14 protein-coding genes are annotated in these 16,406 nt (G+C 69.1%); 12 read left to right on the top strand and 2 right to left on the bottom strand.

Annotation, left to right across the window (positions count from 1 at the left end; translation table 11 throughout):
• Positions 1-58: 58 nt before the first annotated feature.
• The 8 genes from mqo to G6N47_RS23210 all read left to right on the top strand — a co-directional run bounded on the left by mqo (position 59) and on the right by G6N47_RS23210 (position 10,529).
• On the top strand, positions 59-1,516 hold the full coding sequence (gene mqo / locus G6N47_RS23245) for a malate dehydrogenase (quinone) (RefSeq protein ID WP_083129394.1): 1,458 nt from the start codon (positions 59-61) through the stop codon (positions 1,514-1,516).
• On the top strand, positions 1,513-2,040 hold the full coding sequence (locus tag G6N47_RS23240) for a GNAT family N-acetyltransferase (RefSeq protein ID WP_083129393.1): 528 nt from the start codon (positions 1,513-1,515) through the stop codon (positions 2,038-2,040). The genes mqo and G6N47_RS23240 overlap by 4 nt, the downstream gene beginning before the upstream one ends.
• Complete coding sequence (locus G6N47_RS23235; RefSeq protein WP_083129392.1) at positions 2,037-3,842, top strand: magnesium chelatase subunit D family protein; 1,806 nt, start codon at positions 2,037-2,039, stop codon at positions 3,840-3,842. The genes G6N47_RS23240 and G6N47_RS23235 overlap by 4 nt, the downstream gene beginning before the upstream one ends.
• A gap of 1 nt (position 3,843) precedes the next feature.
• The gene (gene cobO / locus G6N47_RS23230) at positions 3,844-4,458 is read left to right on the top strand and encodes a cob(I)yrinic acid a,c-diamide adenosyltransferase (RefSeq protein WP_083129391.1); all 615 of its coding nucleotides are present in this window, start codon (positions 3,844-3,846) and stop codon (positions 4,456-4,458) included.
• A 31-nt stretch (positions 4,459-4,489) separates the two neighbouring features.
• On the top strand, positions 4,490-5,848 hold the full coding sequence (locus tag G6N47_RS23225) for a cobyrinate a,c-diamide synthase (RefSeq protein WP_083129390.1): 1,359 nt from the start codon (positions 4,490-4,492) through the stop codon (positions 5,846-5,848).
• Positions 5,845-7,041, top strand: coding sequence for a uroporphyrinogen-III C-methyltransferase (cobA, locus tag G6N47_RS23220; RefSeq protein ID WP_083129389.1), 1,197 nt, complete (start codon positions 5,845-5,847; stop codon positions 7,039-7,041). Before G6N47_RS23225 ends, cobA begins: the two co-directional genes overlap by 4 nt.
• 33 nt (positions 7,042-7,074) lie before the next feature.
• Positions 7,075-8,679, top strand: coding sequence for an MFS transporter (locus G6N47_RS23215; RefSeq protein ID WP_083129388.1), 1,605 nt, complete (start codon positions 7,075-7,077; stop codon positions 8,677-8,679).
• A 101-nt stretch (positions 8,680-8,780) separates the two neighbouring features.
• Positions 8,781-10,529 (top strand): proline--tRNA ligase, encoded by a 1,749-nt coding sequence (locus tag G6N47_RS23210; RefSeq protein WP_083129387.1) that lies wholly within the window; start codon positions 8,781-8,783, stop codon positions 10,527-10,529.
• A 20-nt stretch (positions 10,530-10,549) separates the two neighbouring features.
• Here G6N47_RS23210 and G6N47_RS23205 read toward each other — a convergent pair whose 3' ends face one another.
• A complete protein-coding gene (locus G6N47_RS23205) occupies positions 10,550-10,984 on the bottom strand; it encodes a ferritin-like domain-containing protein (RefSeq protein WP_083129386.1) in 435 nt (144 codons plus the stop codon).
• A complete protein-coding gene (locus G6N47_RS23200) occupies positions 10,981-11,478 on the bottom strand; it encodes a hypothetical protein (RefSeq protein WP_232080385.1) in 498 nt (165 codons plus the stop codon). The genes G6N47_RS23205 and G6N47_RS23200 overlap by 4 nt, the downstream gene beginning before the upstream one ends.
• Before the next feature lie 161 nt (positions 11,479-11,639).
• On the opposite strand from G6N47_RS23200, the gene rimP reads away from it, so the two are divergent.
• The 4 genes from rimP (at position 11,640) to infB (ending at position 16,406) form a co-directional block, all read left to right on the top strand.
• The gene (gene rimP, locus G6N47_RS23195; protein WP_083129384.1) at positions 11,640-12,155 is read left to right on the top strand and encodes a ribosome maturation factor RimP; all 516 of its coding nucleotides are present in this window, start codon (positions 11,640-11,642) and stop codon (positions 12,153-12,155) included.
• A 49-nt stretch (positions 12,156-12,204) separates the two neighbouring features.
• On the top strand, positions 12,205-13,248 hold the full coding sequence (gene nusA, locus G6N47_RS23190; protein WP_083129383.1) for a transcription termination factor NusA: 1,044 nt from the start codon (positions 12,205-12,207) through the stop codon (positions 13,246-13,248).
• A gap of 134 nt (positions 13,249-13,382) precedes the next feature.
• Positions 13,383-13,661, top strand: a complete 279-nt coding sequence (locus G6N47_RS23185; RefSeq protein WP_276036512.1) for a YlxR family protein — start codon at positions 13,383-13,385, stop codon at positions 13,659-13,661.
• Between the two features lie 66 nt (positions 13,662-13,727).
• On the top strand, positions 13,728-16,406 hold the full coding sequence (gene infB, locus G6N47_RS23180) for a translation initiation factor IF-2 (protein WP_163659730.1): 2,679 nt from the start codon (positions 13,728-13,730) through the stop codon (positions 16,404-16,406).

Raw genomic sequence — 16,406 nt, 5'->3', positions numbered from 1 at the left:
TCGCCAGCTTAAAGCGTGCCCGATCGCGCCCGATCCTGTCGGGATAACCTGAGGACCAATGACCACGACCGCAAAGACCGATGTCGTGCTCGTGGGTGCGGGCATCATGAGCGCCACGCTGGGCGCGCTGCTGCGGCGGCTGGAGCCGGACTGGTCGATCACCCTGATAGAGCGGCTCGACGGCGCCGCGGCCGAAAGCAGCGCCGCATGGAACAACGCCGGCACCGGCCACGCGGGATTGTGCGAGCTGTTCTACACACCCGAACGGCCCGACGGCTCGGTCGATGTCGGCAAGGCGGTGCGGGTCAACGAGCAGTTCCAGGTCACCCGCCAATTCTGGGCGCATGCGGTGGAAAGCGGGATGCTGTCCGACGCGCGGAGCTTCCTCAACCCGATCCCGCACGTGAGCTTCGTGCAGGGCGCCGAACGGGTGGACTATCTACGGCGGCGCCGCGACGCCCTGGCCGGCAACCCGTTGTTCGCTCACACCGAATTCGTCACCGGCGCCGACGAGTTCGCGCGCCGGCTACCACTCATGGCGGCCGGGCGCAACTTCGCCGAGCCGGTGGCGCTCAACTGGGCCGCCGACGGCACCGACGTCGACTTCGGTGTGCTGGCCCGCCAGCTCGTCGGCTACGGCGTGCGCCACGGCACCACCGCGCTGTTCGGGCACGAGGTGCGCAACCTTCACCGTCAGCGCGACGGCAGCTGGGCGCTGACGGTCCGCAACCGCCGCACCGGCGAAAACCGCAAGCTGAACGCAAAATTCGTGTTCGTCGGCGCCGGCGGCGACGCGCTGCGGCTGTTGCAGCGAGCCGGCATCAAAGAGGTCAGGGGTTTCGGCGGTTTCCCGATCGGCGGACAATTTTTGCGCAGCGGCAATCCCGCGCTTGTCGGTGCGCACCGGGCCAAGGTGTACGGCCTTCCCGCGCCCGGCGCGCCGGGAATGACCGCCCCGCATCTGGATGCGCGGGTCGTCAACGGCAAGTCCTGGTTGCTGTTCGGGCCGTTCGCCAGCTGGTCGCCGAGGTTTCTCAAGCAGGGTCGAGTCACCGATCTTCCGCGCTCGGTGCGAGCGGACAACCTTCTGTCGCTGCTGGCGGTCGGCGTCCGCCAGCGCAGGCTGGTGAACTACCTGCTCGGCCAGCTGCGCCTGTCGACGCCTGCCCGGATGGACGTATTGCGCGAATTCGTGCCCAGCGCAACAGATTCCGATTGGGAGCTGGTGATGGCCGGCCAACGGGTGCAGGTGATCCGGCGCGGGGCCCTCGAATTCGACACCACGGTTCTGGCTGGAGCCGACGGCAGCATCGCGGGACTGCTCGGGGCGTCGCCGGGCGCGTCGATTGCGGTATCGGCAATGCTGGAGGTGCTGGAGCGCTGCTTTTCCGAGCGCTACCAGTCGTGGCTGCCGACTCTGAAAGAGATGGTGCCGTCGCTGGGCGCCACATTGTCGCGCGAGCCGGCGCTGTTCGAGGAGGTGTGGTCGTGGGGCAGCAAGGTGTTGGGCTTATGACGGTCTCGCTGCGCCGCGCGTGGGCCAAAGACCTTGACGCGCGGACTCTTTACGAGCTGCTCAAACTGCGGGTGGAGGTGTTCGTCGTGGAGCAGGCCTGCCCGTACCCGGAGCTCGACGGCCGCGATCTGCTCGCCGAGACGCGGCATTTCTGGCTGGAAGCCCCCGACGGAGAAGTGATTTGCACGCTGCGGCTGATGGAAGAACACGCCGGCGGCGAGAAGGCGTTTCGCCTCGGGCGGCTGTGCACCAAGCGCCGCGCCCGCGGCCAGGGCCACACCACCCGGCTGCTGCGCGCCGCGTTGGCAGAGGTGGGCGATTATCCGTGTCGCATCGACGCGCAGACCTACCTGGCGGACATGTACGCCCAGCACGGCTTCGTGCGCGACGGCGACGATTTCGTCGAGGATGGCATCCCGCACGTGCCGATGCTCAGGCCGGGTAGCCCGCCTCCTCCTCAGGCCGTTTCACGGCCTGCATCGTCGGCGGGCGGGCCTGGTAGCGGCGCGGAGGCCCACCCGTGACGCCCTATCCGTTCAGCGCGATCGTCGGCCACGAGCAGCTTCGGTTGGCGCTGATCCTGTGTGCGGTGCGCCCGGAGATCGGCGGGGTGTTGATCCGCGGCGAGAAAGGCACCGCCAAGTCGACAGCGGTGCGCGGCCTGGCCGCACTGCTGTCGGCCGCCTCCGAAGACGCTCGGCTCGTCGAGCTGCCGATCGGCGCCACCGAAGACCGGGTGGTCGGCTCGCTGGATTTGCAGCGGGTGCTGCGCGACGGCGAGCACGCCTTCTCTCCGGGCCTTTTGGCGCGCGCGCACGGCGGCGTGCTCTACGTCGACGAGGTCAACCTGCTGCACGATCATCTGGTCGACTTGCTGCTCGACGCGGCAGCGATGGGCCGGGTGCACATCGAACGCGACGGCATCTCGCATTCCCACGAGGCCCGCTTCGTGCTGATCGGCACGATGAACCCGGAGGAGGGCGAGCTGCGCCCCCAGCTGCTGGACCGCTTCGGCCTCACCGTCGACGTGCACGCGTCGCGCGACGTCGACGTGCGGGTACAGGTCATCCGCCAACGGATGGCCTACGAGGCCGACCCGGAGGGATTCGCCGCGCGCTACGCCGATGCCGATGCCGAACTGGCCCGCCGCATCGCCTCAGCCCGCGCGCTTGTTGACGATATCACGTTGCCGGACAACGAGTTACGGCGCATCGCCGCGTTGTGCGCGGCATTCGACGTCGACGGGATGCGCGCCGATTTGGTGGTAGCGCGCACCGCGGTCGCGCACGCCGCCTGGCGCGGCAACGACACCGTCGACGAGTCCGATATCCGGGTGGCCGCCGAGCTCGCGTTGCCGCACCGGCGCCGCCGCGACCCGTTCGACGAGCCCGGCATCGACCGTAACCAGCTCGACGAGGCACTGGAACAAGCGGCTCAGGATGATCCGGAGCCTGACCCCGACCCCCCGGGCGGCGGCGAGGGTGTTGCAGACGCTGCGCCGCAAAGGGATTCGGCACCTCGAGCGCCCAAGCCGAGCGCGCCGCCGTCGGCGACCTTCCGTACCCGGGCACTGACCGTCCCCGGCGTCGGGGAAGGCGCGCCGGGCCGCCGGTCGCGGGCCCGCAACGCCACCGGCGCGGTGGTGGCCGCCAGCGACACCGACGGTCATGGTTTTCACCTGTTCGCCAGCGTGCTGGCCGCTGCCGAACACGCCGACGGCTCAGGCCGGCTTCGGTTGCAGTCCAGCGATATTCGCCGTGCGATCCGCGAGGGCCGGGAAGGCAACCTGGTGATCTTCGTCGTCGACGCCTCCGGGTCGATGGCCGCGCGGGACCGGATGGCCGCGGTCAGCGGTGCCACGCTTTCGCTGCTGCGCGACGCCTATCAGCGCCGCGACAAGGTCGCCGTTATCACCTTCCGCCACGACGGGGCGCGGCTACTGCTGCCGCCGACGTCGTCCGCGCACATCGCGGGCCGTCGATTGTCCCGATTCGGCACCGGGGGCAAAACGCCTCTGGCAGAGGGCCTCCTGGCCGCCCGCGAACTGGTGCTCCGAGAGAAGGCCCGGGACTCCTCGCGCCGTCCGCTGGTGGTGGTGCTGACCGACGGCCGGGCCACCGCAGGGCCGGATCCGTTGGGGCGCAGCCGGACCGCGGCGGCTCTGCTCGTCGCCGAAGGGGCCGCCTCGGTGGTGATCGACTGTGAGACGTCGTTTGTCCGGCTGGGCCTGGCCGAGCAGCTGGCCCGCCAGCTCGGGGCGCCGGCGGTGCGGCTGGAGCAGCTGCGGGCCGACTACCTGACCCAGGCCGTGCGCGGGGCCGCCTGAGATGCCCCAAGGCCGACCACTGCAGGTTCCCGACGACGGGCTGACCACCCGGGCCCGGCGCAACACGCCGGTGCTGGCCGTCCACACCGGTCCGGGCAAGGGAAAGTCGACGGCCGCCTTCGGTATGGCGTTGCGGGCGTGGAACGCCGGGCTCGACGTCGCGGTGTTCCAGTTCGTCAAGAGCGCCAAGTGGAAGGTCGGTGAGGAGGCGGCATTTCGGCAACTCGGCCGCCTGCACGACGAGCACGGCGTCGGCGGGCAGGTGGAATGGCACAAGATGGGCGCCGGCTGGTCGTGGTCGCGCAAGGCCGGCAGCGACGACGACCACGCGGCGGCGGCCGCCGACGGCTGGGCCGAGATCGCGCGCCGCCTGGCCGACGCGCGCCACGACTTCTACGTCCTCGACGAGTTCACCTATCCGCTCAAGTGGGGATGGGTCGACGTCGACGAGGTGGTGGACACGTTGCTGGCCCGCCCGGGCAGCCAGCATGTGGTGATCACCGGACGCGACGCACCGCCGCGGCTGGTCGACGCCGCCGATCTGGTCACCGAGATGACCAAGGTCAAGCACCCGATGGACGTCGGGCGCAAGGGCCAAAAAGGCATCGAGTGGTGAGCTTTTGCCGCTCGAGGCAGAGAGCGGCACCGTGAGCCCCCCCGCGGTCGTCGTAGCCGCGCCCGCGTCGGGCAGCGGAAAGACCACGGTCGCAACGGGTTTGATCGGCGCACTGCGGCAAGCCGGCCATACCGTCGCGCCGTTCAAGGTCGGACCCGACTTCATCGACCCCGGTTATCACACGCTGGCCGCCGGCCGCGCCGGCCGCAACCTGGACCCGGTGCTGGTGGGGGAGCGTCTCGTCGGCCCGCTGTACAGGCACGGCGCCGCGGGCGCCGACATCGCCGTGATCGAAGGCGTGATGGGGCTTTTCGACGGTCGCATCGACACCGCTGCGGCCATCCCGGCATCCGGATCCACCGCTCACGTCGCCGCCCTGCTGGGCGCCCCGGTCGTTCTGGTGGTCGATGCCCGCGGGCAAAGCCACAGCATTGCCGCACTGCTGCACGGCTTTTCGACGTTCGACAGCCAGACCCGCATCGCCGGTGTCATTCTCAACCGGGTCGGTTCGCCCAGACACGAACAGGTATTGCGGCAGGCCTGCGAGCACGCCGGCATCCCCGTCCTCGGCGCCATTCCGCGTAGCGACGAAATCGACGTGCCGACACGCTACCTGGGCTTGGTAACGGCGGTCGAGTACGGCCGCCGGGCCCAAGAGGCTGTCGAGGCGATGACGGCGCTGATCGCCCGCCACGTCGACATCGAAGCCGTAGTCGCCGCAGCACAAAGCCGGGTGACCGACCCGCCTTGGGATCCGGCGGCCGAAATCGATCAGGCCGCTGGCGTCACCGTCGCGCTCGCCAGTGGAAAGGCGTTCACTTTCGGCTACGCCGAGCATGCGGAGTTGTTGCGGGCGGCTGGGGCGGAGGTCGCCGAATTCGACCCGCTCGTCGACCCGCTACCCGAGGGAGCAGCCGCCGTCGTGCTGCCCGGCGGTTTCCCCGAGCAGTTCGCCGCGGAGCTGTCCGGCAACCACGTTGCCCGGCAGCAGATCAAGGCACTGGCCGCCGTCGGTGCGCCGGTGCACGCCGAATGCGCGGGGCTGGTGTATTTGGCATCCGAACTCGACGGATATCCGATGTGCGACGTGCTGGCCGGGTCGGCGCGGTTCACCGAGCGCCTGACCCTGGGGTATCGGGACGCGGTCGCGGTGGCCGACTCGCCGCTGTACAGGGTCGGCGAACGCATCGTGGGACACGAATTTCACCGCACCACAGTCGCTTTCAGCAGAACCTACGATCCGGCGTGGGTTTATCGAGACAACGCCGCCCGCGATGGCGCCGTGCACGACGGCGTGCACGCCGCCTATCTGCACACCCATCCCGCAGCCGCGCCGGCTGTGGTGGCGCGCTTCGTGGCCCGCGCCGCGGCCTCTAGAGTTAGCCGGTGACCGAGAACGCCTATCTGGCCGGGTTACGGCTGACCGGCAAGAAGGTCGTCGTGGTGGGCGGCGGCACCGTCGCCCAACGCCGGCTGCCGCTGCTGGTCGCCAGCGGCGCCGACGTGCACGTCATCACCCGCTCGGCCACCCGCGCCGTGGAAGCGATGAGCCGAATCCGGTTGTCGCTGCGCGAGTATCGCGACGGCGACCTCGACGGCGCCTGGTATGCGATCGCGGCCACCGACGACCCGCAGGTGAACGCCGCGGTGGTCGCCGAGGCTGACCGTCGGCGAATCTTCTGCGTGCGCGCCGACATCGCCGTCGAGGGCAGCGCCGTCACCCCGGCGACCTTCGAATACGCCGGGCTATCGGTGGGCGTGCTGGCCGGCGGCGAGCACCGCCGGTCGGCGGCGATCCGTTCGGCCATCCGCGAGGCGCTGCAACGTGGGCTCATCACCGCCGAGAGCGACGACGTGATCCACGGCGGCGTGGCGCTGGTCGGCGGCGGCCCGGGCGATCCGGAACTGATCACCGTGCGCGGCCGCCGGTTGCTCGCCCAGGCCGACGTCGTCGTCGCCGACCGGCTGGCGCCACCGGAACTGCTCGCCGAGTTGCCCCCGCACGTCGAGGTGATCGACGCCGCGAAGATCCCGTACGGGCGGGCGATGGCCCAGGACGCCATCAACGCGGTGATGATCGAGCGCGCGAAGGCCGGGCAGTTCGTGGTGCGCCTCAAAGGAGGCGACCCATTCGTATTCGCCCGCGGCTACGAGGAAGTTCTGGCCTGCGCCGACGCCGGCATTCCGGTGACCGTCGTGCCGGGTGTGACAAGCGCCATAGCGGTGCCCGCATCTGTGGGTGTGCCGGTCACTCATCGCGCGGTCAATCACGAATTCGTGGTGGTCAGCGGGCATATTGCTCCCGGGGAGCCCGAATCGTTAGTGAATTGGGACGCATTGGCGGCGTTATCCGGCACGATCGTTTTGCTGATGGCCGTCGAGCGCATCGAACTGTTCACCGAAGCCCTGCTGAAAGGCGGCCGACCTGCGGATACGCCGGTCTTGGTGGTCGAGCACGGCACGACAGCCGCCGAACGCACGTTGCGGGCCACGCTCGGCGACGCGCCGCAAAAGATTCGGGCGGAAGGCATCCGACCTCCGGCGATCATCGTTATCGGCGCCGTGGCCGCGTTCGGCACTTAAGCGAATATTAAGATTACTGTAGGGTAGCCCCTTATGACGGCTCTTAATGACGCTGAGCAGGCTGTCCACACCTGGACGGCCGAACGCCCCGAACGAGCGGTCCCGATGTCTTCCACGCCCACGCCCACGCCCACACCGCCGCAAACGGTGTTAGGTCGTTTCAGCAAGTATTTGCCGGAGTGGCGCCCGTCGCGCCGGTTCTTTGCCGCGGTGATCGCCATCGCCGGCATGCAACTGATGGCCACGATGGACGGCACCATCGCCATCGTCGCGCTGCCGAAAATCCAAAACGAGCTCAGCCTGTCCGACGCCGGGCGAAGCTGGGTGATCACCGCCTACGTGCTCACGTTCGGCGGGTTGATGCTGCTTGGCGGCCGGCTCGGCGACACCATTGGCCGTAAGCGCACCTTCATCGTCGGCGTGGCGCTGTTCACGATCGCCTCCGCGCTGTGCGGGATCGCCTGGGACGAAGCCACCCTGGTCGTCGCGCGGCTGTTGCAGGGTATCGGCGCGGCGATCGCCTCGCCGACCGCGCTGGCGCTGGTCGCGACGACGTTCCCGAAGGGACCGGCCCGCAATGCGGCCACCGCGGTGTTCGGCGCGATGACCGGTGTCGGCTCGGTGATGGGCCTGGTCGTCGGGGGGGCGCTGACCGAGGTGTCGTGGCGGCTGGCGTTTTTGGTCAACGTGCCGATCGGGCTGGTGATGATCTACCTGGCCCGCACCACGCTGCGCGAAACGGTCAAGGAGCGGATGAAGCTCGACGCCACCGGCGCGGTGCTGGCCACGCTGGCCTGCACGGCTGCGGTGTTCGCCTTCTCGATGGGGCCGGAGAAGGGCTGGATCTCGGTCACCACGATCGGTTCGGGTCTGGTGGCACTGGCTGCGTTCGTGGCGTTCGCCGTCGTGGAGCGCACCGCCGAGAATCCCGTCGTCCCGTTCGACCTGTTCTTCGACCGCAACCGGCTGGCCACTTTCGCGGCAATGTTCTTGGGCGGCGGTGTGCTGTTCACCCTGACCGTGCTGATCGGGCTGTACGTGCAGGACATCATGGGCTACAGCGCACTGCGCGCTGGTGTCGGCTTCATCCCGTTCGCGATCGCGATGGGCATTGGCCTGGGTGCCGCCTCGCAGCTGGTGTCGTGGTTCCCGCCGCGGGTCGTGGTGATCAGCGGCGGCATCCTGGTGCTGGGCGCAATGCTGTACGGCTCGACGCTCAACGCCAGCATCCCGTACTTCCCGAACCTGGTGATGCCGATCGTGGTCGGCGGCATCGGCATCGGCATGATCATCGTCCCGCTGGCACTGTCGGCCATCGCGGGCGTCGGGTTCGACCGCATCGGCCCCACCTCCGCGATCGCGCTGATGCTGCAGAACCTCGGAGGGCCGGTGGTGCTGGCCGTCATCCAGGCCGTCATCACGTCGCGCACGCTGTATCTGGGCGGCATCAACGGCCCCGTGAAGGACATGAATGCCGCGCAGCGGCACGCGCTGGACCACGGCTACACCTACGGGCTGCTGTGGGTGGCCGGCGTGGCCATCCTCGTCGGCGGCGTGTCCCTGCTGATCGGTTACAGCGCCAAGCAGGTGGCGCACGCCCAGGAAGTCCAGCAAGCCCTCGACGCGGGCGAGCTGTAACTCGCCCTTTTTTGCGCCGAGATCGACACCAGCGCGGAAAAGCGCGAGTGGGCAGCACGCCCACGTCGATCTCGGTGAAGTGACCGCTAGGCTTGCCCGCTGTGATCACCCGGATGTCCGAGTTGTTCCTGCGCACGCTGCGCGACGATCCCGCCGACGCGGAGGTCCCCAGCCACAAGCTGCTGATCCGGGCCGGCTACGTCCGGCCGATCGCGCCCGGCCTGTACAGCTGGCTGCCGCTCGGGCTGCGGGTGCTGCGCAAGATCGAACGCGTGGTCCGCGAGGAGATGAATGCGATTGGCGGCCAAGAGATCCTGTTCCCCGCACTCTTGCCGCGCGCCCCGTACGAGACCACTAACCGGTGGACGGAGTACGGCGACACCATTTTTCGGCTGCAGGACCGCCGTGGCAACGACTATCTACTGGCCCCCACCCACGAAGAGTTGTTCACGCTGACCGTGAAGGGGGAGTACAGCTCCTACAAGGACTTTCCGCTGGTGCTGTACCAAATCCAGAACAAATACCGCGACGAGGCGCGGCCGCGGGCCGGAATCCTGCGCGTGCGGGAATTCGTGATGAAGGACTCTTACTCCTTCGACGTCGACGACGCCGGGCTAAAGGCCGCCTACCACGCGCACCGCGAGGCGTATCAGCGCATGTTCGACCGACTGCAGGTGCGCTATGTCATCGTCTCGGCGGTATCCGGCGCCATGGGAGGCAGCGCCTCGGAGGAGTTCTTGGCCGAAAGCCCGGTCGGCGAGGACACTTTCGTGCGCTGCCTGGAGTCCGGGTATGCGGCCAACGTCGAGGCGGTCATCACCGCGCGCCCGGAGAGCCGACCCGTCGACGGGCTCCCGGAGGCCGTCGTCCACGACACCGGCGACACCCCGACGATCGCTACCCTGGTGGAGTGGGCCAACGGCGCTGACCTGGGCCGCACGGTGACCGCCGCCGACACCCTGAAAAACGTGATGCTCGAGGTCCACCACCCCGGCGGCGAGCGGGAGTTACTGGGCATCGGGGTGCCGGGTGATCGCGAAGTCGACGAGAAGCGGCTGGCCGCCGCCCTGGAGCCGGCCGAGTACAAAATGCTCGACGACGGCGATTTCGCCAAGTACCCATTCCTGGTCAAGGGGTATATCGGCCCGAAAGCACTGCGCGACAATGAGATTCGCTATCTCGTCGACCCGCGTGTGGTGGACGGGACCAGCTGGATCACCGGGGCCGACCAACCCGGCAAGCACGTCGTCGGGCTGGTCGCTGGTCGCGACTTCACCGCTGACGGCACCATCGAGGCCGCCGAGGTGCGCGACGGCGACCCGTCACCGGACGGCGCCGGGCCGCTGGTCTCGGCCCGCGGCATCGAGATCGCTCACATCTTCCAGCTCGGCCGCAAATACACCGACGCGTTCACCGCCGACGTGCTCGGCGAGGACGGCAAACCCGTCCGGCTCACGATGGGCTCCTACGGTGTCGGGGTGTCGCGACTGGTGGCCGTGATCGCCGAACAACACCACGACGAGCTGGGTCTGCGCTGGCCGTCGAGCGTGTCGCCGTTCGACGTGCACGTGGTGATCGCCAACAAGGACGCCGACGCCCGCACCGGAGCCACCACGCTGGCCCGCGATTTGGACCGGCTGGGAATCGAGGTGCTGCTCGACGACCGCCAGGCCTCACCCGGCGTGAAGTTCAAGGACGCCGAACTGCTCGGGGTGCCCTGGATCGTCGTGGTGGGCCGCGGCTGGGCCGACGGCGTGGTCGAGCTGCGCAACCGATTCAGCGGCGAAACCCGGGAACTGTCTGTGGGCGCCGGGCTGGCCGCCGACATCACGACGGCGGTCTCCGGGTAGACCAGCGCCGACCCGCTGCGCTAGTCGTTGCCGCCCGGGAAGGCCGTGGTGATCGGCCAGTCGCCCACGACCCGGTTCCACCGCGCGGCCGCCACGGCGCTCTGGATCAACGCGGTCACGCCGAACTGGCGGTCCTGCGGGGCTTCGGCCTGCTCGACCACCGCACGCCAGGCCACTTCGGTGTCTTTCTCCATCCGCGCCGCAAGCCGGGCCGCATCAACCTCGTCGTCCACCCGCATGGGCAGCTGGTAGCCGGCGGCGGCAACGGGTGCGGTGACCTTGCGTGCCTCCAGCATTCCGATGACCTGGTCCCGACGTTCGCGGTGCTGGGTCATCGCGGACGCCACCAGGTCGTTCACGGCCGGCGCGCAGCGGGCGGACACGATGCCGTAGCCGTAAATGACGGCGTGTTCGGTGGACAGCGCCGCGCACAACGCGTCGTCGTAGGCGGTCATGACGCGGAGTCTCCGAATACCAGCCCGACGGTGTAGGCGGCGGTGCACGCCGCCGCGATCGAGCCCATCAGGCCCGCCCGGTATCCCGACTCGGTGATGGCCAGCTGACCTGCGCTCCCAGCAGAAGTGCGTAGCGCGCCGACGACGTCGGACAGTGCCGGCGGCGGTCCGGGTGCGGCGCTGGTGGTGGTCGTCGTCGAGCTGGGCGTGCTGGAGGTGATTCCGGCGACCCGATCGATCTCGGCCGACAGCGCGGTCGCATGCTGGGCGCGCTCGGAGGCGACCTGCTTGAGCGCGGCAGCCACCCGGGGCGACTCGGTGGTGGCCGCCGCCGCGGCCAGCTCGCTGTCGTGGCGGGCCAGCGTCAATTGCGCTTTCAATGGGTCGACGGCGGGGGGCTGCTCCTGCTGCGAACCGCAGGCCGACGCGGTGAGCCCCAACGCGGCCAATGCGGCACCGCCGGCTAGCACGCGTCGCCTGGTCACGACCGGCATTGTCGGTGGCACAGCAACATCCTGCCATTGCGCGCGGAGGCCAAGCATGACGTGGTGATCGGGCGCTCGCGGTCCCCGGCTGATAGCGGATTCCTGGCGTATCGTTGGTGGCTGTTCCCAGGAACTTCGATGTCCGGACAATTCAAGATGAGGAGCTCGCCGTGGCCACCGGGCTACCTTCGCAGACGCAGGTGATCGAGCTACTCGATGGTGAGTTCGCGCGCGCAGGCTACGAGATCGAAGACGTCGTCATCGACACCCGGACCCGTCCGCCCCGGATCACGGTGATCGCCGACGGCGATACCGCACCGGACCTGGACACCATAGCCGCGTTGTCGCGATCGGCGTCCAGAGTGCTCGACGGCGTCAAAAGCATTCACGGCCAATACGTGCTCGAGGTCAGTTCGCCTGGTGTGGAGCGTCCGCTGACCAGCGAAAAGCATTTTCGCCGCGCCCGCGGCCGCAAGGTCGACATGGCGTTGACGGACGGATCCCAACTGACCGGCAGGCTCGGCGAGACCCGCGACGACACGGTGACGCTGGTCGTCCGCGACGGCCGCGACTGGGCGCTGCGTAGTATCCCGCTCGACGACATCGTGGAAGCCGTTGTGCAAGTTGAGTTTTCGGCACCTGCTCGACGGGAACTCGAGCTGGCGGAAACGGAGGCCGGAACATGAACCGCGCCGGCGACGATGCAGAGCGGAGCGATGAGGAGGAGCGGCGCTGATGAACATCGACATGGCCGCGCTGCACGCGATCGAAGCGGACAAAGGCATCTCGGTGGATGTGGTGGTGGAGACCATCAAATCGGCGTTGCTCACCGCCTACCGGCACACCGAGGGACACCAGCAAGACGCATATATCGACATCGACCGCAAGACCGGCGTCGTGCGCGTGATCGCCCGCGAGGTCGACGAGGACGGCAACGTGCTCTCCGAATGGGACGACACCCCTGAGGGTTTCGGTCGGATCGCCGCCACCACTGCGCGCCAGGTGATCCTGCAGCGGCTTCGCGACGCCGAGAACGAGCGCAACTACGGCGAGTTCTCCACCCGGGAGGGCGAAATCGTCGCCGGGGTCATCCAGCGTGACAGCCGCGCCAACGCGCGCGGGCTCGTCGTCGTGCGGATGGGAAGCGAGACAAAGGGTTCCGAAGGCGTCATCCCGGCGGCCGAGCAGGTCCCCGGCGAGACCTACGAGCACGGCGATCGGCTGCGCTGCTACGTGGTCGGGGTGACCCGCGGTGCACGCGAGCCGCTGATCACGCTGTCGCGCACCCACCCCAACCTGGTGCGCAAGCTGTTCTCGCTGGAGGTGCCCGAGATCGCCGACGGGTCGGTGGAGATCGTCGCCGTCGCGCGCGAAGCCGGGCACCGCTCGAAGATCGCGGTGCGCTCGAACGTTCCCGGATTGAACGCCAAGGGCGCCTGCATCGGTCCGATGGGCCAACGGGTGCGCAACGTGATGAGCGAGTTGTCCGGGGAAAAGATCGACATCATCGACTACGACGAGGATCCGGCCCGCTTTGTCGCCAACGCGCTCTCGCCGGCCAAGGTGGTTTCGGTCACGGTCATCGACCAGTCGGCGCGGGCCGCGCGGGTGGTGGTGCCCGACTTCCAGTTGTCGCTGGCCATCGGCAAGGAGGGCCAGAATGCGCGGCTGGCTGCCCGGCTGACGGGCTGGCGCATCGACATCCGCGGCGATTCACCGGAACACCCCGCTGGCCAGCCGGAACACGGGGCCAGCCACGGCATGGCCCACGACCGGTAGCAATAGGCCAGCCGGTGCTGAGCGCCGGCCCGGTGCAGGTAAACTGAGCCGTGATCCAGCGCGAGACTTCGGCCTCGGCGCATCGACGCACCGAAGGACCGGTGCGGACATGTGTCGGCTGCCGGAAGCGAGAGTTGGCCGTCGAACTGCTTCGCGTGGTGGCTGTGTCGACCGGGAACGGCAAATATGCCGTAATCGTTGACACAGCAGGTAACCTGCCGGGGCGGGGTGCGTGGCTGCATCCCTCACCGCAGTGCACGCGCGAAGCGATCCGGCGACGAGCTTTCACCCGAGCGCTGCGCATCACCGGTTCACCGGACACATCCGCGGTGGCCGAGCATGTCGATTCGCTCGGTGCACCCGGCAACAGGACAGGTAGCAAAGAACATGAGCACACCGTGAAGTCCCGATGACCATGCGTCATAGCTAAACCCGAGGCGCGGCCCACCACCGCTGTCGCCTCATGGACAGGAGAAGTAGTGGCAGGCAAGGCCCGCGTACACGAGTTGGCCAAGGAACTCGGTGTTACCAGCAAGGAAGTTCTCGCCCGGCTGAGCGAACAGGGCGAATTCGTCAAATCGGCATCCTCGACGGTTGAGGCGCCCGTTGCGCGCCGACTGCGCGAGTCGTTCGGCGGTGGCAAGCCGGCCGCGGAGAAGACTGCCGGCAACGGCGCACCCGCGAAGGCCGCCGCCAAGACCGAGGCGGCGCCGCAGAAGGCCAAGGCGCCGGCTGCTGAGCCGCCGGCCGCGCAGCCGCAAGCCGCGCCGCCGCAAGCCGCGCAACCCCAAGCCGCGCCGCCCCCGACGCGCCCCGGGCCCACCCCCGGCGCCACGCCAGGGCAGCGGCCGGCTCCAGGCCCCAGCCCCGCACCCAAGCCGGCCGCCCGCACGCCGCGCGTCGGCAACAACCCGTTCTCGTCGGCGCAGCCCGTCGAGCGGCCCATCCCGCGGCCGCCTGCGCCGCGTCCCGGCGCTCCCCGGCCCGGCGCGCCGCGGCCCGGCATGTCGCCGGGCAGCATGCCGCCCCGTCCCGGCGGAGCCGCAGGTCAGGGCCGCCCGCCGCGTCCCGGTGCCCCGCGGCCCGGGCCCGGTGGCCGTCCCGGCGCGCCGTCCGGCGGCCGTCCGGGCGGCGGTGGCGGCGGCTACCGAGGCGGCGGCGGGGGTGTCGGGGCACCGCCCGCCGGCGGTTTCCGCGGCCGGCCGGGTGGCGGCGGTGGTCGTCCCGGCCAGCGCGGTGGTGCGGCCGGCGCGTTCGGCCGTCCCGGCGGCGCCCCGAAGCGGGGCCGCAAGTCGAAGCGGCAGAAGCGCCAGGAATACGACTCGATGCAGGCGCCGGTGGTCGGCGGCGTCCGGTTGCCGCACGGCAACGGCGAGACCATCCGGCTGGCGCGCGGGGCGTCGCTGTCCGACTTCGCCGAGAAGATCGACGCCAACCCGGCCGCGCTGGTGCAGGCGCTGTTCAACCTCGGCGAGATGGTGACCGCCACCCAGTCTGTGGGTGACGAGACCCTCGAGCTGCTGGGCAGCGAGATGAACTACAACGTGCAGGTCGTGTCCCCCGAGGACGAGGACCGCGAGCTGTTGGAATCCTTCGACCTGACCTACGGCGAGGATGAAGGCAGCGAGGAGGATCTGCAGACCCGCCCGCCGGTGGTGACCGTGATGGGTCACGTCGACCACGGGAAGACCCGCCTGCTGGACACCATCCGCCAGGCCAACGTCCGCGAGGCCGAGGCCGGCGGCATCACCCAGCACATCGGCGCCTACCAGGTACCGGTGGACCTCGACGGCGACCAACGGCTGATCACCTTCATCGACACCCCAGGTCACGAGGCGTTCACCGCGATGCGTGCCCGCGGTGCGAAGGCCACCGACATCGCGATCCTGGTGGTCGCCGCCGACGACGGCGTCATGCCGCAGACGGTAGAGGCCATCAACCACGCTCAGGCGGCCGACGTGCCGATCGTGGTGGCGGTCAACAAGATCGACAAAGAGGGCGCAGACCCGCAGAAGATTCGCGGGCAACTCACCGAATACGGTTTGGTGCCAGAGGAATTCGGCGGCGACACGATGTTCGTCGACATCTCCGCCAAGCAGGGCACCAACATCGAGGCGCTGCTGGAGGCGGTGCTGCTGACCGCCGACGCGGCACTGGACCTGCGGGCCAACCCCGACATGGAAGCCCAGGGTGTGGCGATCGAGGCGCACCTGGACCGCGGTCGCGGCCCGGTGGCCACCGTGCTGGTGCAGCGCGGCACGCTGCACGTCGGCGACTCGGTGGTGGCCGGCGACGCCTACGGCCGGGTCCGCCGGATGGTCGACGAATACGGCGAGGACGTCGAGGCGGCGCTGCCGTCGCGGCCGGTGCAGGTCATCGGCTTCACGTCGGTGCCCGGCGCCGGTGACAACTTCCTCGTCGTCGACGAGGACCGCATCGCCCGCCAGATCGCCGACCGGCGCAGCGCCCGCAAGCGCAACGCGCTGGCGGCGCGGTCGCGCAAGCGGATCAGCCTGGAGGACCTGGACTCGGCGCTGAAGGAAACCAGCCAGCTGAACCTGATCCTCAAGGGAGACAACGCCGGTACCGTCGAGGCGCTGGAAGAGGCGCTGATGGGAATCCAGGTCGACGACGAGGTGGCGCTGCGCGTCATCGACCGCGGTGTCGGTGGCATCACCGAGACCAACGTCAACCTGGCCTCGGCGTCCGACGCGGTGATCATCGGGTTCAACGTGCGCGCCGAGGGCAAGGCCACCGAGCTCGCGAACCGCGAAGGCGTGGACATCCGCTACTACTCGGTGATCTACCAGGCCATCGACGAGATCGAAAAGGCCCTGCGCGGCATGCTCAAGCCGGTCTACGAGGAAAACCAGCTGGGCCGCGCCGAGATCCGCGCGCTGTTCCGCAGCAGCAAGGTCGGTGTCATCGCCGGATGTCTGGTCACCTCGGGTGTGATGCGCCGCAACGCCAAAGCGCGGCTGCTGCGCGACAACATCGTGGTCGCCGAGAACCTCACGGTCCAATCGCTGCGACGGGAAAAGGACGACGTCACCGAGGTCCGCGACGGCTACGAGTGCGGTTTGACGCTGGGCTACAACGACATCAAGGAAGGCGACGTCATCGAGACCTATGAGCTGGTCGAAAAGGAGCGTCACTAG

The sequence above is a fragment of the Mycobacterium branderi genome, from assembly GCF_010728725.1.
In the GTDB taxonomy this organism is placed as follows: domain Bacteria; phylum Actinomycetota; class Actinomycetes; order Mycobacteriales; family Mycobacteriaceae; genus Mycobacterium; species Mycobacterium branderi.
This window is presented reverse-complemented; position numbering and strand designations above follow the sequence as displayed.